The 23,047-nt window shown below is 44.7% G+C and carries 28 protein-coding genes and 1 pseudogene; 25 read left to right on the forward strand and 4 right to left on the reverse strand.

Annotation, left to right across the window (positions count from 1 at the left end; translation table 11 throughout):
- Positions 1-341 precede the first annotated feature (341 nt).
- The 16 genes and pseudogenes from ACTNDI_RS12975 to ACTNDI_RS13050 form a co-directional block, all read left to right on the forward strand.
- Positions 342-758, forward strand: coding sequence for a DUF6017 domain-containing protein (locus tag ACTNDI_RS12975; protein ID WP_441101392.1), 417 nt, complete (start codon positions 342-344; stop codon positions 756-758).
- Between the two features lie 20 nt (positions 759-778).
- Positions 779-1,606 carry a ParA family protein gene (locus ACTNDI_RS12980; protein ID WP_102343541.1) on the forward strand — a complete coding sequence of 276 codons (828 nt, stop codon included), beginning with the start codon at positions 779-781 and terminating at the stop codon, positions 1,604-1,606.
- The gene (locus ACTNDI_RS12985; RefSeq protein ID WP_441101393.1) at positions 1,563-2,504 is read left to right on the forward strand and encodes a ParB/RepB/Spo0J family partition protein; all 942 of its coding nucleotides are present in this window, start codon (positions 1,563-1,565) and stop codon (positions 2,502-2,504) included. Before ACTNDI_RS12980 ends, ACTNDI_RS12985 begins: the two co-directional genes overlap by 44 nt.
- Before the next feature lie 66 nt (positions 2,505-2,570).
- Positions 2,571-3,380, forward strand: coding sequence for a DUF5688 family protein (locus ACTNDI_RS12990; protein ID WP_441101394.1), 810 nt, complete (start codon positions 2,571-2,573; stop codon positions 3,378-3,380).
- Positions 3,381-3,394: 14 nt separating this feature from the next.
- On the forward strand, positions 3,395-3,607 hold the full coding sequence (locus tag ACTNDI_RS12995; RefSeq protein WP_441101395.1) for a hypothetical protein: 213 nt from the start codon (positions 3,395-3,397) through the stop codon (positions 3,605-3,607).
- A 120-nt stretch (positions 3,608-3,727) separates the two neighbouring features.
- Positions 3,728-4,216, forward strand: coding sequence for a PcfB family protein (locus ACTNDI_RS13000; protein ID WP_441101396.1), 489 nt, complete (start codon positions 3,728-3,730; stop codon positions 4,214-4,216).
- A 15-nt stretch (positions 4,217-4,231) separates the two neighbouring features.
- Positions 4,232-6,064 carry a VirD4-like conjugal transfer protein, CD1115 family gene (locus tag ACTNDI_RS13005; protein WP_441101397.1) on the forward strand — a complete coding sequence of 611 codons (1,833 nt, stop codon included), beginning with the start codon at positions 4,232-4,234 and terminating at the stop codon, positions 6,062-6,064.
- A gap of 360 nt (positions 6,065-6,424) precedes the next feature.
- A complete protein-coding gene (locus ACTNDI_RS13010; protein WP_441101411.1) occupies positions 6,425-7,669 on the forward strand; it encodes an ATP-binding protein in 1,245 nt (414 codons plus the stop codon).
- Positions 7,670-8,062: a hypothetical protein gene (locus ACTNDI_RS13015; RefSeq protein ID WP_441101398.1), complete on the forward strand. Its 393-nt coding sequence runs from the start codon at positions 7,670-7,672 to the stop codon at positions 8,060-8,062. It abuts the gene before it with no gap.
- 29 nt (positions 8,063-8,091) lie between these two features.
- The gene (locus tag ACTNDI_RS13020) at positions 8,092-8,406 is read left to right on the forward strand and encodes a DUF3784 domain-containing protein (RefSeq protein WP_270441640.1); all 315 of its coding nucleotides are present in this window, start codon (positions 8,092-8,094) and stop codon (positions 8,404-8,406) included.
- A gap of 430 nt (positions 8,407-8,836) precedes the next feature.
- On the forward strand, positions 8,837-9,748 hold the full coding sequence (locus ACTNDI_RS13025; RefSeq protein WP_441101399.1) for a helix-turn-helix transcriptional regulator: 912 nt from the start codon (positions 8,837-8,839) through the stop codon (positions 9,746-9,748).
- 5 nt (positions 9,749-9,753) lie between these two features.
- Positions 9,754-10,392 (forward strand): GyrI-like domain-containing protein, encoded by a 639-nt coding sequence (locus tag ACTNDI_RS13030; protein ID WP_441101400.1) that lies wholly within the window; start codon positions 9,754-9,756, stop codon positions 10,390-10,392.
- Between the two features lie 4 nt (positions 10,393-10,396).
- Complete coding sequence (locus ACTNDI_RS13035) at positions 10,397-11,143, forward strand: GNAT family N-acetyltransferase (RefSeq protein ID WP_441101401.1); 747 nt, start codon at positions 10,397-10,399, stop codon at positions 11,141-11,143.
- 928 nt (positions 11,144-12,071) lie between these two features.
- Positions 12,072-12,404 carry a DUF3784 domain-containing protein gene (locus ACTNDI_RS13040; protein WP_441101402.1) on the forward strand — a complete coding sequence of 111 codons (333 nt, stop codon included), beginning with the start codon at positions 12,072-12,074 and terminating at the stop codon, positions 12,402-12,404.
- Between the two features lie 52 nt (positions 12,405-12,456).
- A complete protein-coding gene (locus ACTNDI_RS13045) occupies positions 12,457-12,909 on the forward strand; it encodes a GNAT family N-acetyltransferase (protein ID WP_118798528.1) in 453 nt (150 codons plus the stop codon).
- A gap of 210 nt (positions 12,910-13,119) precedes the next feature.
- Positions 13,120-13,308, forward strand: a pseudogene (locus ACTNDI_RS13050) (GNAT family N-acetyltransferase); the annotation flags it as partial.
- 369 nt (positions 13,309-13,677) lie between these two features.
- Here the strand turns inward: ACTNDI_RS13050 and ACTNDI_RS13055 are convergent.
- Positions 13,678-14,274 carry a TetR/AcrR family transcriptional regulator gene (locus tag ACTNDI_RS13055; RefSeq protein ID WP_441101403.1) on the reverse strand — a complete coding sequence of 199 codons (597 nt, stop codon included), beginning with the start codon at positions 14,272-14,274 and terminating at the stop codon, positions 13,678-13,680.
- 215 nt (positions 14,275-14,489) lie between these two features.
- Here ACTNDI_RS13055 and ACTNDI_RS13060 point away from each other — a divergent pair, with 215 nt between their 5' ends.
- The 9 genes from ACTNDI_RS13060 to ACTNDI_RS13100 all read left to right on the forward strand — a co-directional run bounded on the left by ACTNDI_RS13060 (position 14,490) and on the right by ACTNDI_RS13100 (position 21,231).
- Complete coding sequence (locus ACTNDI_RS13060; RefSeq protein WP_441101404.1) at positions 14,490-15,473, forward strand: NAD-dependent protein deacetylase; 984 nt, start codon at positions 14,490-14,492, stop codon at positions 15,471-15,473.
- Positions 15,474-15,489: 16 nt separating this feature from the next.
- Positions 15,490-16,182: a hypothetical protein gene (locus ACTNDI_RS13065; RefSeq protein ID WP_441101405.1), complete on the forward strand. Its 693-nt coding sequence runs from the start codon at positions 15,490-15,492 to the stop codon at positions 16,180-16,182.
- 353 nt (positions 16,183-16,535) lie between these two features.
- Positions 16,536-16,973 carry a radical SAM mobile pair system MarR family transcriptional regulator gene (locus ACTNDI_RS13070; RefSeq protein ID WP_154572425.1) on the forward strand — a complete coding sequence of 146 codons (438 nt, stop codon included), beginning with the start codon at positions 16,536-16,538 and terminating at the stop codon, positions 16,971-16,973.
- Positions 16,970-17,659, forward strand: a complete 690-nt coding sequence (locus tag ACTNDI_RS13075; RefSeq protein ID WP_441101406.1) for a radical SAM mobile pair protein A — start codon at positions 16,970-16,972, stop codon at positions 17,657-17,659. Before ACTNDI_RS13070 ends, ACTNDI_RS13075 begins: the two co-directional genes overlap by 4 nt.
- Positions 17,647-18,555, forward strand: coding sequence for a radical SAM mobile pair protein B (locus tag ACTNDI_RS13080; protein WP_154522206.1), 909 nt, complete (start codon positions 17,647-17,649; stop codon positions 18,553-18,555). The genes ACTNDI_RS13075 and ACTNDI_RS13080 overlap by 13 nt, the downstream gene beginning before the upstream one ends.
- A 474-nt stretch (positions 18,556-19,029) precedes the next feature.
- A complete protein-coding gene (locus ACTNDI_RS13085; RefSeq protein WP_090162423.1) occupies positions 19,030-19,554 on the forward strand; it encodes a GNAT family N-acetyltransferase in 525 nt (174 codons plus the stop codon).
- A gap of 471 nt (positions 19,555-20,025) precedes the next feature.
- Positions 20,026-20,409 (forward strand): hypothetical protein, encoded by a 384-nt coding sequence (locus ACTNDI_RS13090; protein WP_441101407.1) that lies wholly within the window; start codon positions 20,026-20,028, stop codon positions 20,407-20,409.
- A 21-nt stretch (positions 20,410-20,430) separates the two neighbouring features.
- The gene (locus ACTNDI_RS13095; protein ID WP_441101408.1) at positions 20,431-20,907 is read left to right on the forward strand and encodes a hypothetical protein; all 477 of its coding nucleotides are present in this window, start codon (positions 20,431-20,433) and stop codon (positions 20,905-20,907) included.
- 156 nt (positions 20,908-21,063) lie between these two features.
- Entirely contained in the window at positions 21,064-21,231 is a 168-nt protein-coding gene (locus tag ACTNDI_RS13100; protein WP_441101412.1) for a MobA/MobL family protein, read from the forward strand.
- A 37-nt stretch (positions 21,232-21,268) separates the two neighbouring features.
- On the opposite strand, the gene ACTNDI_RS13105 is transcribed toward ACTNDI_RS13100, so the two are convergent.
- The 3 genes from ACTNDI_RS13105 to ACTNDI_RS13115 are packed head-to-tail and all read right to left on the reverse strand — an operon-like array spanning position 21,269 to position 22,906.
- Entirely contained in the window at positions 21,269-22,111 is an 843-nt protein-coding gene (locus ACTNDI_RS13105; RefSeq protein WP_441101409.1) for an aldo/keto reductase, read from the reverse strand.
- Positions 22,112-22,137: 26 nt separating this feature from the next.
- Entirely contained in the window at positions 22,138-22,722 is a 585-nt protein-coding gene (locus ACTNDI_RS13110; protein WP_441101410.1) for a DapH/DapD/GlmU-related protein, read from the reverse strand.
- Positions 22,723-22,735: 13 nt separating this feature from the next.
- Positions 22,736-22,906, reverse strand: a complete 171-nt coding sequence (locus tag ACTNDI_RS13115; protein ID WP_441101413.1) for a hypothetical protein — start codon at positions 22,904-22,906, stop codon at positions 22,736-22,738.
- Positions 22,907-23,047 lie beyond the last annotated feature (141 nt).

Consider the following 23,047-nt stretch of genomic DNA (forward strand, 5'->3'; position numbering starts at 1 on the left):
CAGTAGGGCGGAGTACCCTCTGCCCTACTGATCTCCCAGGCTGTCCGTTTAATATGGCCCGAACCGTCCGGAAAATGCGGCCCTGCTGTCCGCAGAAAGTGGCTGTTTGCAGCAGTTCAGACCATACTTCAGAATCACATTTCAAGAAGTGTGAAAATCACACTTCTGAAGCAAATGAGGAGGTCCAGAAGTGTGAAAATCACATTTCTGCGGGTGTGAATATCACATCTCTGGAAGTGTGCGAATCACACACTAATAAGACTGATAATAACCAGACTGAAATTAATAATATGAATCCTATCAATCCTATCTATCCAGATACTACCCCGCGCGAAGAACCTTTGGAGCAATACGGAACAGGAAACGATGAGATCGATGGGATATCACATGATTCTTTGCAAACGAGAAAGGAATATCAGGATTACTTCCGGGAAAAGCTGGAAATTGAAAGTCTGAAGCAGAATCGTCAGTTTGAGACGCAGACCGTGGACGAGCTACTAGATATGTGCGTGGACATCATGTGCAGTACCAGTCCTGTAATCCGGGTGAACCGGGAGGATAAGCCGGCAGCTTTGGTAAAAAGCCAGATCATGAAGCTGGATTACAGTCACATGGAATACATTTTGAACTGCTTTCGTGATCAGACCTCAGATATCCGCAATATCAGGGCATATATGCTGACGATGCTGTATAACGCACCGCTGACGATTGACCACTACTACCGGGCACAGGTCAATCACGATTTGTACGGGACGTGATAAGAAAGCGAGAAAGGCAGATGAAAGACAAAACTACAGTAATGGCTGTCGTCAATCAGAAGGGTGGCACAGCAAAAACTACAACGGTGGAGAATCTCGGGATCGGACTTGCCAGATGCGGGAAGAAGGTGCTGCTTGTGGATGTTGATCCGCAGGCATCGCTGACGATCTGTCTCGGCTATCCGAAGCCGGATGATCTGGAGATGACATTGGCCGATATGCTTGCGTCGCTGATCAATGACAACTACGTAGACATATCAAAGGGCATTCTTCACCAGCAGGAAGGAGTAGACCTGATCCCATCCAACATTGCGATGGCAGGGCTGGAGGTTGCGCTGGTCAATGCGATGAACCGGGAGAGAGTCTTGAAACAGTTTCTTGAACCGATCAAGGGCAGATACGACTACGTGCTGCTGGACTGCATGCCGAGTCTTGGGATGCTGACAGTGAATTCGCTCGTCGCTGCGGATTCTGCACTGATCCCGGTACAGGCCAACTACCTGTCTGCCAAGGGCCTTGAGCAGCTTCTGCAGACGATCAACAAGGTAAAAAGGCAGATCAATCCGAAGCTGCGGATCGAGGGGATTCTTCTGACGATGGTGGATGGCAGGACAAATTACGCAAAGGATATCAGCAGCCTGATCCGGGCAACCTATGGATCCAAAATCCGAATCTTTAATTCTGAGATTCCGCGTTCCATCAGAGCTGCGGAGATCAGTGCAGAAGGGAAAAGCATATTTGCCTATGATCCCAAGGGCAAGGTGGCGGAAGCCTATCAGGAGACGATAAAGGAGGTACTGAGAAATGCCGAGAAAAGGCGCAAACATCAGCTTGAACAGCTACGATGACATCTTCAAGACCGATGAAGCCAGAAATGATACTGGTGAGCATGTCGTTATGATGAATCTGGAGAAGATCCATCCGTTCAAAGATCATCCGTTCAAGGTGACTGACGATGAGGACATGCGCAAGACGGCAGACAGTATCCGGGAATATGGTGTTCTTGTCCCAGCGATTGTGCGGCCAATGGAGAACGGTGAGTATGAAATGATCTCCGGTCATCGCAGAAGGTATGCATCCATGCTTGCCGGGAAAGAGACTATGCCGGTCATCATCCGGGAGATGGATGATGATACCGCAACGATTCTCATGGTAGATTCCAACCTCCAGCGGGAACATATCCTGCCAAGTGAGCGGGCTAAAGCCTACCAGATGAAGATGGAGGCGTTGAAGCATCAAGGAGAGAGGAAGGACCTTCAGAAAGGTGAGAATGGAACTTGTCGACAAGTTGTCGACAAGTTAAAAGTTGCGGATGCGATTGGAAAAGAAACCGGGGAAAGCGGGCGTCAAGTCCAGCGCTATATGCGCCTGAACAACCTGATCCCGGAGATTCTGGATCTGGTCGATGACAAAAAGATTGCTTTCAATCCTGCCGTTGAGCTTTCCTACCTGCCAAAGGAAGAGCAGAGGGAGTTTGTGCAGGCGATGGAGGAAGCACAGACCTCACCATCGCTCTCTCAGGCACAGAGGCTGAAGAAGGCAAGCCAGGAAGGAAAATGCACCCTGGCCACCATGCGCAGTGTGATGGATGAGGAAAAAAAGAATCCTGCGGATCGTTTGGTTCTAAATGGAAGTGAAATTCGGAAATATTTTCCTAAATCCTACACGCCAAGGCAAATGGAGGACACGATTTTCAAACTGCTGGATCAGTGGATGAAAAAACGAGATCGCAGCATGGAGCGATAATCAATATTTGCTGAGTACAGACGCTTTACCTTCAGGGTGAGGCGTCTTTTATAAAGGAGAAAATGAATGAAGTCAAAAGATATGAAGAATCATAGCGAAGATCAGACAATCAGCGCTAATAGCGGAGAAATGAATGCATCGCAAAGAGTGGTCAGTGAAGAACAATATAGCCGCTTAATGGGTCAGCTTCGGATAGCACTTGTACCGACGAAAGCACATAGGGAATTACTGAAGACCGCAGTCTATAAGGAAGTTGAAGATCTCTCCGTGATCGTACATGCATTCGTGCCACAGAGCGATGGAATAACCAAGAATCTTGTTGTTACGGCTAATGCCCTTGATGCAATGGAAATCGACAGAGAACAATTCATGAAGGATGCCATTGTCGCATCGGAGAGAAACTATCCTGCAGGCATGGCGAAGCTCAGTTCCTTTCTGGGCGTTGAGGAAGGAACTGCGACAGATCTCTACGTCGCATCCATGCCGGACATGGCTAATGGTGCAGGCGTCATCCTCTATCCCTATTTTATGGAGAAGGCAGCACAGGAGCTTGGCGGTGATTTCTATGTGATTCCTTCATCGGTTCATGAGGTACTGCTTCTTAAAGATGACGGTGCTATTGCACTGGAGGATATGAAGGAGATCGTCCGTTCCGTGAACCGGTCCGAGGTTTCACGTGAAGATTTTCTTTCAGATAACGTTTATCACTTCGACGCTTCACAACGGAAGCTGGAGATTGGAGAAAAGTTCCAGGAACGTAAGCTCCATGAGAAGGAAGACAGACACTCCGTTCTCACAGAGCTGTCTTCGAACAAGACGGCCATAAAGGCATCAGCGGAGAAGGCGGTACGAAATAAAAGTGAAATGGAATTGTGAAGGAGGAGATACAGGTGAAAACTTCAGAGTTTTTTCAGAACAGAAGCAGGGCAGCCGAAGCAAGGCGCGATGCGGCCGAGCGGTGCGCAGAACTCTTAGAGCAGATGACGGATGATTTTGAGGAGCTTATGATCGCATACAGCCAGTTTTCACTGTATGTCGGAGATGAGCTGTGCAGCAAAATACGAATGCTGCAGGAGTTTGAGGAGGATGAAGAGGATATATGAAAAGACACCTGCAGATGTACGCTGAGGAACTAAGCAGAATTAGAAACAGGGCAAGGCTCCATCAGTATGCATTGCTGCTGAGCAGGAAGGAAAGCAGTCGTGCGGGGAGGGGTGATCAGAGTGCAGGAAGAGATCGAAAACAGAACCATTAACCTTGCGATCACGACGACTCGTTTGGCAGGACATACCATCATTGCCGGAATCAGAACCTATCTGAATCACAGGGCAAAGGCGAAGAGTCAGAAACAGGCAAAGAATGCCGAAGGACCGCATGGAAAGATGACGGTGAAGGAACTGATCGGCAAGGAACAGGGAGTCAGCTCTATTCCGCTGGATGACAGCCGGATCCGGGATTTTGAGCGGTCAGCAAGAAAGTACGGCGTAGATTTTGCTGTAACCAAGGATAAAAACCAGATTCCTCCGAAGTACACAGTATTCTTTAAGGCTAAGGACGCCGATGCGCTGACAGCGATTGTAGAGGATTATACGCAGAAGCAGCTGCGCCGGAAGGAGAGGTCATCTCTGCTGAAGCAGCTGTCGAAGCTGAAGGCAATCGCTGCGGCGATTCCGAACAAGGTAAGAAGCAAGGAACAGGAGCATTCCCTGTGAGCAGGAAGGAGGCGAATGGAATTGAACGCTGGTGACCGCAGGAAAAAACTGATTCTGAGCATTCCCTATCTCATCTTTGGACTCGTCTGTACCAACTTCGGAGAAGCATGGCGGCTTGCGGAGGGAGCGGATGCATCTGAAAAGGCGGCGTCATTGATGACAACGCTTGGAATGGCATTTGAAAATCCACTTCCCAGCGTGCATCCGCTTGATCTTTTGATAGGTCTCTGCTGTGCCTGTCTGTTCCGGTTTGCCGTTTATATGAAAGGCAAGAACGCGAAGAAGTACCGTCACAATACAGAATATGGCTCGGCAAGATGGGGGACGCATCAGGATATTGCACCGTTTGAAGATCCGGTTTTCCAGAACAACGTAATTCTGACGAAAACGGAGCTGCTCATGATAAGCAACCGCCCGAAGAATCCCGGCAATGCCCGAAACAAGAACGTTCTGATCGTTGGCGGTTCTGGCAGCGGTAAGACAAGGTTCTGGCTGAAGCCGAATCTTCTCCAGATGCATAGCTCTTATGTGATCACAGATCCAAAAGGCAGTGTTTTGGTAGAATGTGGGAATGCACTCCTGCACGGTGCGCCGAAGCTGGATGAGAACGGCAATCCCCTGAAGGATAAGAATGGCAGGGTGATCCGGGAACCGTATATCATCAAAGTCTTCAATACGATCAATTTCAGGAAATCGATGAAATACAATCCCTTTGCCTATATTCATTCGGAGAAGGACATCCTGAAGCTCGTTACAGCGCTGATCGCCAATACGAAAGGAGAAGGAAAAGCCGGGGATGAGTTCTGGACCAAGGCGGAGACGCTGCTCTACACGGCTCTGATCGGATACATTCATTACGAGGCACCGGAAGAAGAACAGAACTTTGCGACACTTCTGGAGATGCTCAATTCGATGGATGTCCGGGAAGATGATGAAGAGTACCAGAACCCGGTGGATATCCTTTTTGAGCGGCTGAAAGAGAAGAATCCCAATCATTTTGCAGTAAGACAGTATGTGAAGTTCAAGATGGCTGCCGGCAAGACCCTGAAAAGTATACTTGTGAGCTGCGGCGCACGTCTGGCGCCCTTTGATATTCAGGAGGTCCGGGACATCACCATGTATGATGAGCTGGAACTGGATACGCTGGGAGACCTGAAGACAGCACTTTTTCTCATCATGTCGGATACTGATGCGACGTTCAACTTCCTGATCGCTATGATATACACGCAGATGTTCAATCTGCTTTGTGAGAAAGCGGATGACGTATATGGTGGACGGCTTCCGGTGCATGTACGGTGTCTGATTGATGAGGCAGCTAACATCGGTCAGATTCCGAACCTGGAGAAGCTGGTTGCGACAATCCGAAGCCGTGAGATCTCAGCTTGTCTGGTGTTGCAGGCACAGTCACAGCTGAAGGCTATCTACAAAGATAATGCTGATACGATCATTGGTAACATGGATTCCCGTATCTTCCTTGGTGGAACAGAACCGACGACACTGAAAGAGCTGAATCAGGCACTTGGTAAGGAGACGATTGATACCTACAACACCGGTGAGAGCAGAGGACGTGAGGAATCCCACAGCTTGAATTACCAGAAGCTGGGACATGATCTTCTTTCCGTCGATGAGCTTGCGGTGCTGGATGGGTCTAAATGCATTCTGCAGCTACGTGGTGTCCGGCCTTTCCTGTCTAAAAAGTACGATCTGACAAAGCATCCGAACTATTGCCTTACCGCTGACTATGACAAGAAAAATACGTTCGACATTGAGAAATATCTCAACCGGAAAATGAAATTGAAACCGGAAGATGAATATGTAGTGGTAAATGCTGATGTAAAAGCAATTTGATATTAGGGGTTTTGAAGAAGCAGAATCTGTGATACATTAAAATCAAAAAATAAACACCATGCGGGCTGGATTTCTTAAGCGAGTATCGGTTTTGCTGAGATATCAATTTCAAAACCAGAGACGGAGGTTTTCAGGCTGTACAGCTCAGATTATCTGGCACTGGTGTGATCATCTGTGGGGAATCTTCAAACAAGGAGCTTAGCAGATGGATAGAATTAAGAAGGACAGTCAGGATACATTGTATCTGATTAACAGAGGAGGAAACGCATGGCAGAAAGCCAGAATATAGAATACAAAGAGTCTTGGCGTGATGAGTATCTGAAATGGATATGCGGATTTGCCAATGCGTAGGGAGGAACGATCTTTATCGGAGTCCGCGATGATGGAAGCATTGTGGGGGTTAAGAACGCCAAGAAACTTCTTGAGGATATCCCGAACAAAATCCAGACGGGATTAGGCATTATTGCTGACGTTAACATGCATACAAAGAACGGACTGGATTATATTGGGATAAAGGTTGAGCCCAGTAGCTTTCCTATAAGTTATCATGGCGAATACCATTACAGAAGCGGGGCTACAAAACAGCAGCTGACAGGCATTGCATTGTCAGAATTTATTATGCGAAAAACTGGATTCCGCTGGGAAGATGTCACGGTCGATAACCTTTCTGCAGATGATCTGGATGAGGAAAGTTTCAAGATTTTTCGCAGAGAGGCATTCAAAAGCGGCAGGATGAAGGATACAGAGCTGAATGTCTCTAACGCGGAACTTCTGAGTAAATTGCATCTTATTTCCAATGGAAAGCTGAAGCGTTCTGCAGTTCTGCTTTTTTATAGTGATCCGCAAATTATTCAGAATGGGAGCTACGTCAAAATCGGGAAATTTGGCGAAGGAGCAGATCTTCAGTACCAGGATGTGATGGATACGTCTCTTATTACAATAGCAGACAGAATTATTGATCTGATCTATATGAAATATCTTAAGGCAAAAATCACGTATGAGCATGACCGCAGAGTCGAGACATACCCGTATGCGCGTGAAGCGGTCCGTGAAGCAATTTACAATGCGATAGCTCATAACTGCTATATGTTCGGAACTCCGATACAAGTCAGAATAGAGGACCAGGAAATGATCATCAGCAATCGATGTATCCTGCCGGATGGCTGGACATCCGAAACTTTGATGGAGCCGCATGATTCGATTCCTTATAACCCTGATATTGCAAATGTATTCTATCGGATGGGATATATCGAAAGCTGGGGACGTGGTATTCAGAAGATTTGCGATGAATGTATTGCAATAGGGGCTGATCTTCCAAGGTATGAGGTGCTCGGAAATGGCATACGACTGCATTTTAATGCTTTGCAGAGCGCGTTAATAGATCAGACTAAAGATCCAAAGTATCAGAGAGATACTTTGGCTGATACTTTGGCTGATAAGATTATTGCTTTGTTGACTGAAAGTCCTGCCTTAACACAGGAAGAACTGGCAGAAAGTGTTAAAGTATCCGTTCCATCCGTAAAAAGAGCTATGAAAATACTTTCGGATTCTGGTCGCATAGTGCGTGTCGGTGGGAAACGATATGGTCACTGGGAAGTGAAATGAATGTGGGCGGCAGCCAGAACGCATCATTATGATCTGAATATGATCATGTGGCGGTATGTAGATGCGAAAACGCCAGAAGAAGAAAGTCCGTTTGTTCAAAATAAATTAGAATTTGAAAGGCGGTTGATGCATATGAACAAGATTACCAAGATTACATTTAAACAACAAGTTTTCATTGGAATTATTCTTATAATTGCTGGGAATGTGCTTGCTTTAATTTTACACAAAGGCTTGTTTGCAAATATCGCATGGATTTTATACGGACTCATTCTCATACTGAACCCTGTTTACCCTGAAAAATACAGTAATGATGAAAAAAGAGCAAAATTGGGTTCAAGGATTGCCGGAATAATTTGTATTTTAGCAGGAATACTTACGAGATATATTCCGTAGATCCCAGTTTATACTAGGAGACAATCGATATGATAGACAAAATAATTGGAGTCATAATGACCGGAGGCGTGGGAGTCATTTTTGCTGTTATGGGCTGGTTGCTCTGGAAAAAAGAAAAGCTCTCCTTAATGCATAATTACCATGTTGATAAAGTTTCCGCAGAAAACAGGCCGGCTTTTTGTAAACTGTCCGGAATTGGTCTTATCGTGATAGGCGTTGGTTTATTGATAACCGCTGTGATACTTGGCATCACAGACTCTGCATACAGTTTTCTTTTCTTCGCTGCTTGTTATGTGGCGGGTTTGACCATGTTGATTACTGCCGGGACGAAGTACAATCGTTAACTCCCAGTTTGTTGCCTTGATTCCTTTAGATATGTTTCCTCATTTGATGCCTGAGTTTTAGATATATTTCCGCAAACAGTGGCAAATTTTCGATATGTTTCCACAAACAGTCGGTCAGCGTGATTATGTTTTCCACTGTCTCGGCGCACGTCGAGACCGTTGTCCTCTTGAGCAACAAAAATGCGAAGCCGAAGGACTGTGTTGAGATTAGCGTTGATGCTGAGGATTATTACAGGATCAAGAGTTCAGAGAAAGACATTTGACAGACTACTAAAGTTTGAAGAGTATGTGAAAAAACCTGTGGAATGAACCGTGATATGGGATTTCCACAGGTTTTCCTTTTGCTGAAATTGCATTGCTCTGATATAATAAACATGACATACTGATGTCGTGTTATATGCGTTAGTATATAAATGGAGCGTAAGAGAACATGAAGATAGACAGGCTGATAGGAATATTGTCAATCTTATTGCAGGAAGACAAGACAACAGCTCCGGAACTGGCAGAAAGGTTTGAAGTGTCTCGCAGAACGATTAACCGAGATATTGAGGACCTTTGCAAGGCCGGTATTCCTGTTCGTACAGTTCAGGGCACTGGCGGCGGGATCAGTATTATGGACGGATACCGGATGGACAGGACGATCCTGACATCCAGGGACATGCAGATGATCCTTGCAGGACTGAGAAGCCTGGACAGCGTGAGCGGGAGCAGTTATTACGGTCAGCTGATGGAAAAAATACAGGCGGGATCTTCTGAGTTCATCAGCGGACGGGATTCCATTTTGATCGATCTGTCATCGTGGTATCGGGATTCGCTGGCGCCGAAGATAGAAACGATACAGGATGCGATCGGAGACAGGCACATGGTCCGGTTTCGGTATTATGCTCCGTCCGGTGACAGCGAGCGGACGGTTGAACCTTATTATCTGGTATTTCGATGGTCAAGCTGGTACCTTTGGGGCTGGTGTATGGATCGTAAGGATTACAGATTGTTTAAGCTGAATCGCATGGATCGCGTTACAGAAACGGATAAAGAATTTGTCTGTCGAGATGCACCTATGCCGGATCTTTCAGCTGAAAAAATATTTCCGGGTGAGATTAAGGTTAAGGCGTTATTTTCACCGGATATGAAATGGCGCCTGATCGAAGACTTCGGACCTGATTGCTTTACAGAAGCGGATGATGGAAGACTGCTCTTTACAGCGGACTACACGGATATGGATAACCTTGTGACCTGGCTCATGACTTTCGGAGCGAAGGCTGAAGTGCTGGAGCCGGCAGAAGCGCGGGATATTATCCGCAGGAATGCAGAGGAGACATTACAGCTTTATGAGGAGGATTAACATTTATGGCATTTGATTTCAAAAAAGAATACCAAGAATTCTATATGCCGAAAGGAACACCTTCAATAGTAACTGTGCCGGAAATGAATTTTATCGCGGTACGCGGCAGCGGGGATCCCAATGATGAGGAAGGCGAGTACAAACAGGCGATAGGTCTTCTGTACGGTATTGCTTTTACGATCAAGATGAGTAAGAAAGGCAGCTATCAGATCGATGAATATTTTGATTATGTGGTGCCGCCTTTGGAAGGATTCTGGTGGCAGGATGGAGTGATCGGTGTCGATTATACCCATAAGGATTCTTTCCGGTGGATCTCCGTCATCCGTCTGCCGGATTTTATGACGAAAGATGATTTTGACTGGGCTGTCAAAGAAGCTGCGGCAAAAAAGAAACAGGATTTTTCGAAAGTTGAGTTCTTTACCTATGATGAAGGGCTGTGTGTTCAGTGTATGCATATCGGGGCTTATGATGATGAGCCTGCCACGGTAGCGGCGATGCACAGATTTATGGAAGAGCAGGGATATGCTCTTGATATTACGGACGAACGCATGCACCATGAGATTTATCTGAGCGATGCGCGGAAAGCAGCACCGGAGAAGCTGAGGACCGTGATCCGTCATCCGATAAAAGTGAAGGAGAATTGATCCGATGGAGTACATCAGAGTTACAAAGGAAAATCTGGAAAAGGAGCATATCTGCTGTGCCATTTCCAATAATAAGGATGTTCAGGTGTCATCGAAGAAGGCGTGGCTGGCCGACAGGTTTGAAGAGGGACTTGTCTTTCTGAAGAGTGTGGAGCGGGGAAAGTGCTTTATAGAATATATCCCGTCTGAGAACGCGTGGGTTCCAATCCAGGCTGACGGCTATATGTATATCGATTGCCTGTGGGTGTCCGGTTCCTTCAAAGGTCATGGCTATTCTGCAGAATTGCTGAACGCCTGTATTGAGGACAGTAAAGAAAAGGGGAAGAAAGGGCTGTGTATATTAGCAGCAGCTAAGAAGAAGCCGTTCCTTGCCGACCCTAAGTTTCTGAAATATAAGGGCTTTACCGTATGCGACGAGGCGGACAATGGCATTCAGTTGTGGTACTTGCCATTTGTGACGGATGCAGACAAGCCTCATTTTAGGGAATGTGCAAAGCATCCTCGCATAGAAGAAAAAGGTTATGTACTGTATTACACCAGCCAGTGTCCGTTCAATGCGAAGTATGTTCCAGTGCTGGAGCAGACTGCCAGAGAACATGATATACCATTCCATGCGATCCATATCGAAAGCAGAGAGAAAGCACAGAATACTCCGACCCCGATTACAAACTATGCGTTGTTTCATGACGGAGAATATATTACGAATGAGCAGATGAACGATAAAAAGTTTCTGAAACTTGTGAATGCTTGATCAGGAGCAATACCGCCATGGAGTTTTTGTTGCTCACGTGGAACAACGTCGAGACAGTGGCTCTGCTAACAAGAACAAATTGAAAGAGGGATGGAAAAGCCCGTGTTTAAGCCATTTCTGCGGCATCCGTCTTTCTGAGAAGAGAGGCGGGTGCCGATTTTTCTTTTAGAAAAAATGTGAAAGTTGGTCTGGCGTGACTGTGGGAAGGCTATTTTGATGAATTTTTAACTGGCGAGACTGTAGCTTTGCTATTTTCGAGGGTTGTGACTGTGGAAAGGCTATTTGAGCAGGAATAGAAAAAAGACGATGCAGAATCTTCATCTGCACCGCCTCCCATCGTGTTAATCCTCTTTGAAGTACAAGGCTATCAGCAATGAAGTGATGAATCTGCTCGGAGAAAATCCGGCTACTGAATTAGAGGATATCAACCAAGAGATTGCTGACTGCAGAAGGATATTCTCGCCGGAGTGAAAGCTCATTGGGATGTCACAGAGCTTGCTGAAAGGGTGCATGAGCTATGAAGCAGAAAGACAGAGATCGAAGCTGGGCGGACAGCAGAGAAACGGAATAAAGAACGAATCAATAACCTCCGTGAATCCATCGAGAAGTCAAAGGATAAGGTGCTCGCTTATGATGAGCTGCTGGTCCGAAACTTTATCAAGGGGATCAAGATCTTTCCCGATAAGCCTACCATCACGGTGATAGGCGGTGCACATGAAAACATCACAATTTAATATTGACAGTATTTTGCCGTCTCGGACTATCGGGACGGCTTTTCTGTTTTTCACGAATTCCAAACATGATATACTAAGTATCGAAATTGTGCTGATGAGAAATGGATATAATTGCCACTGATTTCAAAGCCACTTGGAAGAAGACAAGATAGGTATTCCAAGATATAAATCGGAATTTTTGGGAGGGTAAGGTTATGACACTTAAAGATATAAGTAACGCTCCAGACTGGATAATGTGGGTGGCATTTGTTATTTTAGCTTTAATGAGTATAGTATTACTTACTGGTCGTGGTGCAGGTCTAATTGCAGGATATAATACAGCAAGTAAATCAGAAAAAAGCAAATATGATGAAAAGAAATTATGTAGAGTCACAGGAGCAGGAATGTCTGTGATAACTGTTTTGGTTCTTGTAATGGCGATATGGGAAGAAATTATGCCAGCCGTATTTGCATACATTTTTCTTGCAATTACGTTAATTGATTGTGTAGTTATGATTGTATTGATGAATACTGTTTGTAAGAGATAAATTTCAGTTTACCGGGAAGCCGCCAAATCATTATTTATGGAGGTAAATGCAAATGGCAATTGAGTATAGAAAATTATGTGAAAAGGATCTGGATATATTCATCGAAATGAGAATAAATCAGTTGAGAGAAGAGGGGGCTAAAGAGGATATTGATTTAAAACCAGCTTTACGGGATTATTATATACGCCATATGAAAGATGGGACATTTGTTTCGTGGATAGCAGTAGATGATGAAAAAATCATTGGTACAAGCGGAATGTCATTTGTAGAAAAACCACCATATTTCGGATGTCCCAGTGGAAAGATGGGGCTTTTATCCAGCATGTTTACAAATGCCGATTACAGACGGATGGGAATTGCAAAAGAACTTTTACATAGAGTTGTTAAAGAAGCCCAAAATTATGGCTGTGGTACGATTCAAATTACAGCATCTGATATGGGAGTGAAATTATATACTGCATATGGATTTGTTCATAACGGTAATTTCATGCAATACAAACTTTAAAGAGGTCATATGAGTTTTTCGATGTTATTGCTTCTCGCATACATAGTAATGGGTGTGGGAAGTTTTATCGCTTTTAAGCGAAAGCACAAGACAATTGGTATAGCATAGCTGCTTGTAATAGTGCTTAGTGTCTTGATTTTGGGATACATGTGGATTCATTCGCCAATGTAACAATCGGAAGTTGAAGGTGTGATGTTTGTTATTAATAATTACAGGGGAAAATACTCAATTCTGCAAGTGGGAACAGGAGATAGTCCGCTTTCAATCCCGTTTTATGAAAAGTGTGGTTTTGTTCGCTCACACAGCATACCCAATTTTTTTACAGATAATTACGACCACCCAATCTATGAAAGTGGAATACAGTTGGTAGATATGGTGTATTTGCAAAGGCCTTTATAATCCAACTTCCAGTTCAATGTGTTTTGCAATGTTGCTGATACAATTGAAGGTAATGGAGCAACATCATATTTCTGACAAATTCCCGAACAGCATGTCCCTACCTTGACCAATTCCCAGACAGCATGAACCAGTATGATTATTTTTTCTACTGTCTCGGGGCACGTGGAGACAGTGGCTCTGCTAACAAGAACAAATTGAAAGAGGGCTGGAAAAGCCCGTGTTTAAGCCATTTCTGCGGCATCCGTCTTTCTGAGAAGAGAGGCGGGTGCCGCGTTTTCTGTCCGGGACTTCGTTGAAAAGATCGAAGTCTTCCCGGACAGAATGCGCTTTACCATGAAGGCGGGGATGGTAACAGAAGTGGCGATGTGATTATCTCTCTATCCCGGCATTAATAAATCTGCCAAGGATCTTCTGGTATCGGTACCATCGTTCATTTTTCTCCCAGCTAAGGCTCCTGTTTACAGCGAAAGATCCGTTAAGGATGAACTTAAAAAGCATCTCGGCTTCATCTGTGGCGAGGCCGGTATGCGCCATAAGATCCGGGACAACTTTGTCATGCTCATGAGCGGCAATCCTCTGGATGATATGGTCGCTGACAGATACGTCCATAAACAAGTGATGATATTTATCAGAATCAGCGATCCGCTGGCAGGCGGGCAGGACGGTTTCGTTCTCACGGAGCACATCTGACCTGCCGCTGCGGATAATATCGAGTACATCAACAACCGTTCCGGAGCCGCTCTCTGAAAAGAGGAGGGCGTCATCGATGACACTGTCCAGTACTTCATCCAGGCTGTCAAAATGCAGGTAAAAGGTAGCACCGGCAATCTCAGCCTGCCTGCAGACCATAGTGACATTGATCTTGTCATAGGCGGTTTCTTTATTCAGTTCCAGAAGCGCGTCTTTGATGACCATCTGTGTGTATAACGTTCTTCGGTCAGTCTTTTTCTGATTTGGTGACTTCATTTTATTCACCGTCTTTCTCTGATATTTGCAATCGAATATTCCAGATCATGAGAAACTCCTGTACAGTTTTGCAATTCTGTACGGGAGTTATTCTTTTGAGAGAATGTGTTCTTCTCATTTTTCCAAATCTAAGTATATTAGTTTATAGACAGGGTGTCAATAAACTGTCGCTAATCTTGTATCGCAGAATCAAAAATGAGAGAGGAATGAAAATTATGACCTTTTATGAGCAGATTGTAAATGAAGTACAGATGAGCAATTATTCCAAATATTACAACGTATATGCATCCGGCAGGACTGTGGTTCCGCTGACAAAGAAAGAGCCGCTCCCTTATGAAGAGCAGATTCAGTATTTTGTTCAGAAAGTGAAGGACGCGGACTGCGTGATCATCGGAGGAGCATCCGGCCTTTCCGCGGCAGGCGGCGGGGATTTCTATTATGAAGACAACGCCTCCTACCGGAAATATTTCGGAAAGTATGCGAAGAAATACGGATTCAAAGGTGCTTTTGCCGGTGCGTTTGCCCACTGGGATTCCCGTGAGGAGTTCTGGGGATATATGGCAACATTCCTGCATACCACCCAGCATGCGGAGGTTCGGAAGCCGTACCTGGATTTGGATGCGGTCTTCGCGGATAAAGAATTCTTTGTACTGACCACAAATCAGGACACCCAGTTCGTAAAGCTGTATCCGGAGTCTAAAGTCGCCCAGATTCAGGGCGACCATCGCTTCTTCCAATGCTCCAGGTGCTGCACGGATGAGGTATGGGATGCCGTGAAACCGGTGCAGGAGATGATCGATGCCATGGGTGAGGGCACGGAAGTGCCGAAGGAACTGATCCCGCGCTGCCCGCACTGCGGCGCTGAGGCGTTTCCGTGGGTCCGGGGTTATGGAAATTTCCTGACCGGTAAGAAATACGAAGAGGAATATCAGAAGATATCAGATTTCATTCTCGCGCATAAAGATGAGAAGATTCTTTTCCTGGAACTCGGCGTCGGAAGACTCACACCGATGTTCATCCAGGAACCGTTCTGGGAACTGGTGAACAGTTTGCCACAGACGACGTATATTTCTGTGAACAAGGATTATGCGTTCCTGCCGGAGGCAATCGAGGACCGGGGACTTGCTATTAAAGGCGATATCGGAAAAGTGCTTGAGGATGTAAGAAGTGAAATGGAGAAGAAAGTCACAGCTGTATGATCGTAGAGGGTGAAAAATGATGGAATATAAAGTAAACGATTATAAAGAGGCAAAAGACTGGCTGAAAAACACGGACGCCATTCTGATTACGGCGAGCAACGGGCTTTCCATCGCGGAGGGGTATCATATTTTTGCGGATAATGGGTCGTTCAGAAGGTACTTTGGGAAGTTCCGTCAGAAGTACGGCGCAGACAGCCTGATCCGCGGTGTGTTCACGCCGATGACGGCGGCCGATCATGAGGAATATATGCAGACGGTTCATCAGTATTTAATTGACGACTACCTTGGCAGTGAGGTAATGAAAAACCTACTTTCAATTGTCAGGAATAAACCATATTTTATCGTGACCAGTAACGGCGACGCGCATTTTCAGATGAATGGTTTTGACCGGGACAGAATCTTCGAAGTGGAAGGTAACTTCGAAGGCCTTACGGAGGGGTCTGAGGAGTGGAACGGCCAGCGGCAGAGATTTTACGCATTCCTTCAGGAGTATTCCGGGCAGAATGCTCTGCTCTTTGAGCTTGGCATTGGGAGCCGGAACCAGTTGATCAAAGCCCCGACGATGGGAATGGCAGCGGAATATCCTTCCTGGAAGTTCATTACGATGAATATGCCGGGAGAAATCAACGTTCCGGATGCGCTGGCAGACAGGACAGTAGCCCTGACAGGTGATATCGGAGAAAACTTAAGGAATCTTTTGAATGAATGAGAGTCTGAACATGAGGTTACAGACTATGAAATCAAATGGACGATCCAGAAAAATCAGGGAGAATCTTTCGGGGCAATTGGCATTTTCTTCTTTTCTCCCGGCGGACCTGCAGGATATTCGGATACAATATACAGATGAAATGGTAAGGATTTCAAAGCCACTTGGAAGAAGACAAGATATAAATCAGAATTGACCTATGTGAAAAGGGAGGCGGAGGGGAGTCTGCCGAGGAAGAAAACAGCGCGGTCGAACTGGCCGTGAAATCGGAATTTACCTATTAAGACAAATAAATTGTTGACAAGAAAGCTCCTATATAGTATGTTTTTAATAAACTACTATATAGGAGCATTTGTATGGACATGAATGGAGGATTTCTTGTCACCAAAATAAAACAACTTGGAGACCGGATTTTCGAGAAGATTCTCAGTGAAAAGAACATTGATGCGTTTAATGGAGCCCAGGGACGTATTCTTTATGTGCTGTGGCAGGAGGATGGTATCTCTATCAGGGCACTCTCGACTAAATGCGGATTAGCGATAACATCTCTTACTACGATGCTGGAAAGAATGGAAAATCAAGGGCTGATAAGCCGTGTTCAGTCTGAAACGGACAAAAGAAAAACACTCCTGTTTCTGACTGAGAAAGCACATGCCTTAAAGGGCGTGTACGATTCTGTATCTGATGAGATGGGCAGTATTTACTACAAAGGTTTTTCAGAGGAAGAAATTACCCAGTTTGAGGAATACCTCGACCGCATCAGAAAGAATCTTGAGGAGTGGCAGAAGTCATGAGTATTTGTATCAAAGATCAGATTCAGAACATGAATATCGTCATTGGCTGCACAGTGGGGTGTACATATTGCTATGCCCGCAACAATGTGAAACGCTGGCATATGATTGATGACTTCGCTGACCCTGAATTTTTTCCGGGTAAGCTCAAGATGATGGAAAAGAAACGTCCACAGAACTTTCTGCTTACCGGCATGAGCGATCTCTCCGGATGGAAGCCGGAATGGAGAGACGAGGTATTTGCAAAGATCCGTGAAAATCCACAGCATCAATTTCTGTTCCTTACCAAGCGACCTGATTTGCTGGATTTTGATACCGATCTGGAAAACGCATGGTTTGGCGTTACGGTGACGAGGAAAGCAGAACTGTGGCGTATCGACGCCATTCGGAAAAATGTCAGAGCGAAACATTACCATGTTACCTTTGAGCCGTTATTCGACGATCCCGGCACAGTTGACCTTTCCGGAATCAATTGGATCGTTGTGGGCACCATGACCGGAGCTCAGAGCAGGAAGATTCATACGAAGCCGGAATGGGCATGGTCTCTGACGGACCAGGCCCATAGGCTCGGCATTCCGGTGTTTATGAAGGAAGACCTTGTCCCTATCATTGGGGATGAAAATATGATTCAGGAAATGCCGGAAGAATTTAATAAAGTGTTAGAGGTACAGAAATCATGGAAGAAGTAATAAATGGAATCCTCATTCGTGAGGTGGAAACAAAGAACATCATGACTAAGTCCAGTCTGCCGGTAGGCGGTTACTCGGTCAATCCCTATGTGGGCTGTACACATGCCTGCAAGTATTGCTATGCTTCTTTTATGAAGCGCTTTACCGGGCACAAGGAGGAATGGGGCACTTTCCTTGATGTGAAGCATTGGCCGGAAATTAAAAATCCGAAGAAATATGCCGGACAGCGGGTAGTCATCGGTTCTGTGACAGATGGCTACAATCCACAGGAGGAGCAATTCGGGAATACCAGAAAACTTCTGAAGCAGCTGATCGGCAGTGACGCAGATATTCTGATCTGCACAAAGTCGGATCTTGTGGTACGGGATATTGATCTGCTGAAGAAGCTTGGACGTGTAACCGTTTCATGGTCGATCAACACACTGGATGAAAATTTCAAGAACGATATGGACTCTGCTTCGAGCATTGAGCGCCGTATCTCTGCTATGAAGCAGGTATATGAAGCAGGTATCCGTACAGTCTGTTTCGTATCCCCGGTATTCCCCGGTATCACGGATTTTGAAGCAATCTTTGATCGGGTAAAGGATCAGTGCGATCTGTTCTGGCTCGAAAATCTCAATCTTCGAGGCGGTTTCAAAAAGACAATTATGGATTATATCGCCGGAAAGTATCCTGATCTGGTACCACTTTACGACGAGATCTATAACAAGCATAACCGCAGCTACTTTGAAGCACTTGAAGTAAAAGCTGAGGAAATGGCTAAGAAGTATGATTGTGCCTTTGTGGATAATGAAATGCCTTATGGCAGAGTCCTGCAGGGGCATCCGGTGATCGTAGATTATTTCTATCATGAGGAAATCCGTGGGACAGAGAATACCGGAAAAAGAAATCGCTAACTTCCAGTTCAATGTGTTTTGCAATGATGCTGATATAATTTAAGGTAATGGAGCAACATCATATTTTCGACCAATTTCCGAATAGCATGTTCCTACCTTGACCAATTTCCAGACAGCAAGAACCTACATGATTATGTTCCTCACTGTCTCGGGGCATGTTGAGACCGTGGCTCTGCTAACAAGAACAAATTGACAGAGGGCAGAAAAAGCCCGTGTTTAGGCCATTTCTGCGGCATCCGTCTTTCTGAGATGAGAGGCGGGTGCCGCATTTTCTTTTAGAAAAAATGTGAAAGTTGGTCTGGCGTGACTGTGGGAAGGCTTTTCTGTTTTTCACGAATTCCAAACATGATATACTAAGTAACGAAATTGTGCTGATGAGAAATGGATATAATTGCCACTGATTTCAAAGCCACTTGGAAGAAGACAAGATACGTATACCAAGATATAAATCAGAAGTTGGAGGGATAGATTTCTATGATTATCAGATATGCAGAAGAGAAAAATTTTATAGAATTGCGACAGTTTTATGACGGTATGTGTAAAGTTTTGAGCGGAAAAGATTTTCTGCCGGAGGGAGATAAAGGTGGTTTCCCTCCAGATGAAATGATCAAAGATGCAATCAAAGAGAGAAATCAGTTTATCGGTATTGAAGATGGTCGAATTGTTGCAGCGTATATTATGAATCATGATCGTGATGAGGCGTATCACGCAGTTAAATGGCTTATTGATGCAAATGATAACGAGACAGTAGTTCTTCATGCCTTGCGTGTCCTTCCGGAATATGGAGGTCATGGATACTCGAAGCAGTTAGTTCAACACGCAATTGACACAGCAAGGGAAAGAAACCTTAAATCAATTCGTCTTGATTGCATAGAGGGAAATGATATTCCACAGAAAATGTATATGTCGTTTGGATTTAAGTATGTGGATAAGGTTGAAATCACATATGTTGATATTGGAGTACCGAGGAAGTTCCTCTTATATGAGTTTGTACTCTAATCAAGACATAATAACAGTTATATCTTGAACATTGTACAAACAAATTCCCGTTCAATGTGTTTTGCAATGTCGCTGATATCATTGAAGGTAATGGAGCATCATATTTCTGACAAATTCCCGAACAGCATGTCCCTACCTTGACCAATTCCCAGACAGCATGAACCAGTATGATTATTTTTTCTACTGTCTCGTTGCACGTGGAAACCATTGTGTTGCTATCACGCACAAACTCGTAGAAATCGCTGAATTCAAGCACTTTTTCGAACATTTCACCTTCGACAAAACGGTTTGGTCTGACCGCGAAAAACGGGTGGAAAAGTACATCACAGTGGTGATAGCTTTAGACCTCGTTACAGTAGCAATGTAAAATCAGATTCAGAACAGACCCAGAATTTTGCAAGTGCTGTGTATGAAATTCAATCTTTAACAGATGCTCCGACTACACTTAGTGATATTGGAGATACGGGAAGGGTGGTAACATTAAATACCGTTAATCTGGTCAAAGATTTATCAGGATTACCTAATGATTTAACCAATATTAACACATTGATTTATAACGTTATTCATGATAATTATTCTTCTGGGGCAAGTGCGGAAACCATTATTCAAACGATTAATGATTCATTAGGCTCGGAACAAGTAGAAACAGTTGTAGAGGACTACATTGTCCTATGTGTGACGGGATTTTTAGCTGTGTTGGCCACGACCCCGCCTTTAGTTGGATTTGGCATCTCAATGACGGTTTTTTACTATGACTTCTATTCCAGCATATCAAATAAGGCCAGGCTTGCTGCTTTGCAATATTCGTATAGTAGTCGGGTGGCATTGAGATTAGAAAAGGTGCTATTCGGATAAATAGGCAGAGATATATGCACAATGGGAGGAGAAAAAGTGTTATTGCAAATTCTGTTATTTTCAATACCTTGTATTTTCCTTTTTATTAAGGTCACATACATTAAGAAGCCAGTCAGAGATATTCTCTTGATTGCAATCCTTGTATTAATTAGTTTTCTTATTTCAAATTTTGGTTACTTGTTTGAATATCTTCCAAATAAATCAGATTACATTCCAGCACAAGCGATAATTACACAAAAGCATCATACAAGGAAAGGTATTCTTAGCCGTGGAAGTATTTCAGTAGAGTTTGAGGGAGAAAAAGCAAGAGCAGATAGTGTAACTATTAATTGTTATGAAAATGTCGGGGACAGCATTGTTGTTGGGTTAAAGATTAATAACGGAAAGATAACGAGTGCTGTAAGAACGGAATTATCTATAACATCACGTAATTTGGCGTGGTTAACATTCTTATTTTGGGCTATAGTTTTATGTCTCAAGCAACCTAAGAACAAATAGCATTCAGTTTGAACAAAATAGAAAAGAATTATGTCTCTTGCATTCTTAGAACAGTCGTACACTCATACTATCCCGCCCGCTGCAAAGCAGGCGGGATTATTCTACCTTAAACGGAGGTGATGCAAAATCCCCTGTCCCCACTTCAACATAGCCATCATCAAGCGCAGCGAAGGACGCTCTGCTGTTGCCGCCTCTGCCTACCTCAGCGGCACACGGCTCTACTGCGAGTACGACCACCGATTCCGGGACTACTCCCACAAGCCGGGTGTCATTCACTCAGAAGTGCTGCTGAATAACTATTTTTTGGAGGGTGGGAGACTATAGGATTATTGTCAGAAGAATCAAGATAAATACACTGTTTTTATTTTTGTTCGAAGGAAGGTCTCCATCCGGCAAACTGAACGAGCTGCTCATCGGTACGATGATAATATCTCTGGTTTTTATCCAGTTTGGCGATTTCTGCCATTTCTTCCTTCGTGAGAGTGAAATCCAGTATATCCAGATTGTCCTTGATGTGATCCACATTTTTGCTTCCTGGGATCACTACGAATCCCATCTGGGTGTGCCAGCGGAGAATGACCTGTGCACTGGACTTGCCGTATTTCCGACCAAGCTCTTCAAAGAGAGGCTCATTGATCAGGGATTTGTCACCATGACCAAGCGGATACCAGCTCATAAGCTTGATATCATATTTGTCGAGTACCTGGCGAAGTTCTTTCTGAGTAAAGTAAGGATGCGCTTCAACCTGGATGAACTGAGGCACGATTTCCCATTTGGTCTGCAGTTCTTCGATATATTTTCCTTCAAAATTAGAGATGCCGATGGCTTTGGCTTTTCCTTCTTTATATGCTTTTTCCAGTTGGCGATATCCGGCAAGCCAGTTGCCGGCAGGCTGATGGATATAAAGAAGATCTACATAATCTACCCCAATCCTTTCGAGTGTTTCGTCAACAGCGTTGTCGTTTTCATATTCACTTGGCCAGAGTTTGGTTGAGAGGAACACATCTTCGCGCTTCTTTCCGCTGTTTTTGATGCCGCGACCGCAGGCCCTTTCATTTACATAAGCGTTGGCGGTATCTACCAGTGAGTATCGCATTTTCAAAGCTTCTCTTACGCTGTTTTCTGCATCTGCAGGTGTCAGCATAAATGTTCCTATGCCTACTACAGGGCATTTTACTCCGTTGTTAAGTGTTACATATTCCATGATCTGTTCCTCCTTATCATTCATGATTATTCCTTCTGTTCTGACGAATCCAGATATTTGATAACCTTTGCAGGTACACCGCCGACTAAGGCATGATCCGGAACGTCTTTGGTTACTACAGCACCTGCGGCAACTACGGCATATTCACCGATGGTAACGCCGGGACAGATGGTAACATTCATGCCGAGCCAGGCATTTTTCTTTACAATCACTTTTCCATAGGTGTATTTTGTATGGCGCTCATTCATATCGTGATTGATGGTTGCAATCCTCAGACCCGGTGCGCACATTACGCCATCCTCAAACTCGATACCGCCGGAAGCGGAAAGAATAGCGGAGTGGTTTAAAAATACGTCTTTTCCGAATTTCACCCGGTTACCGAAATCGCAGATGAAAGGCGTCAGGATCCGGACATCATCGAGATTTCTTCCAAAGAGTTCCTCCAGATCCTCCACGTAAGTCGGATCATCCGGCATCTTTGCGTTCGCCTTTGCGCACAGAACTCTTGCACGCATCATTTCGTCAACAGCTTCCTTAAAGTAGGGTTCTCTGTTGTCCGTGGGACCACCGTTAACCATCAACTCATAAACGCATCCTTCTGAATATTCCATTCTCATCGCCTCCTTATACCAATCCGTTATCTGCAAGCCATTTTTTTACAGAGCCACCTGCATTTGCCGCATTGCTGCCGGTGATGGATAATCCTCTTTTGACATTTGCCCCCGGAGCCAGTTTTTTGATATTACCTTCAGATGATCCCATGCCACTGCCTTCGTTGGTGCAGAGAGGAAGAATCGTCTTACCCGTGAAGTCATAGCGGTCAAGTGTGTTTTGTCAACAGATTTTCCCTCAAATCGGATAAATTTTTCCCTCTTATCCGCATGGGAATTCCCTGAAATCGGAAGGACTGCATAGTAAATACTGTAAGTATAGAAA

The sequence above is a fragment of the Bilifractor sp. HCP3S3_D3 genome, from assembly GCF_052063915.1.
GTDB lineage: Bacteria > Bacillota > Clostridia > Lachnospirales > Lachnospiraceae > Bilifractor.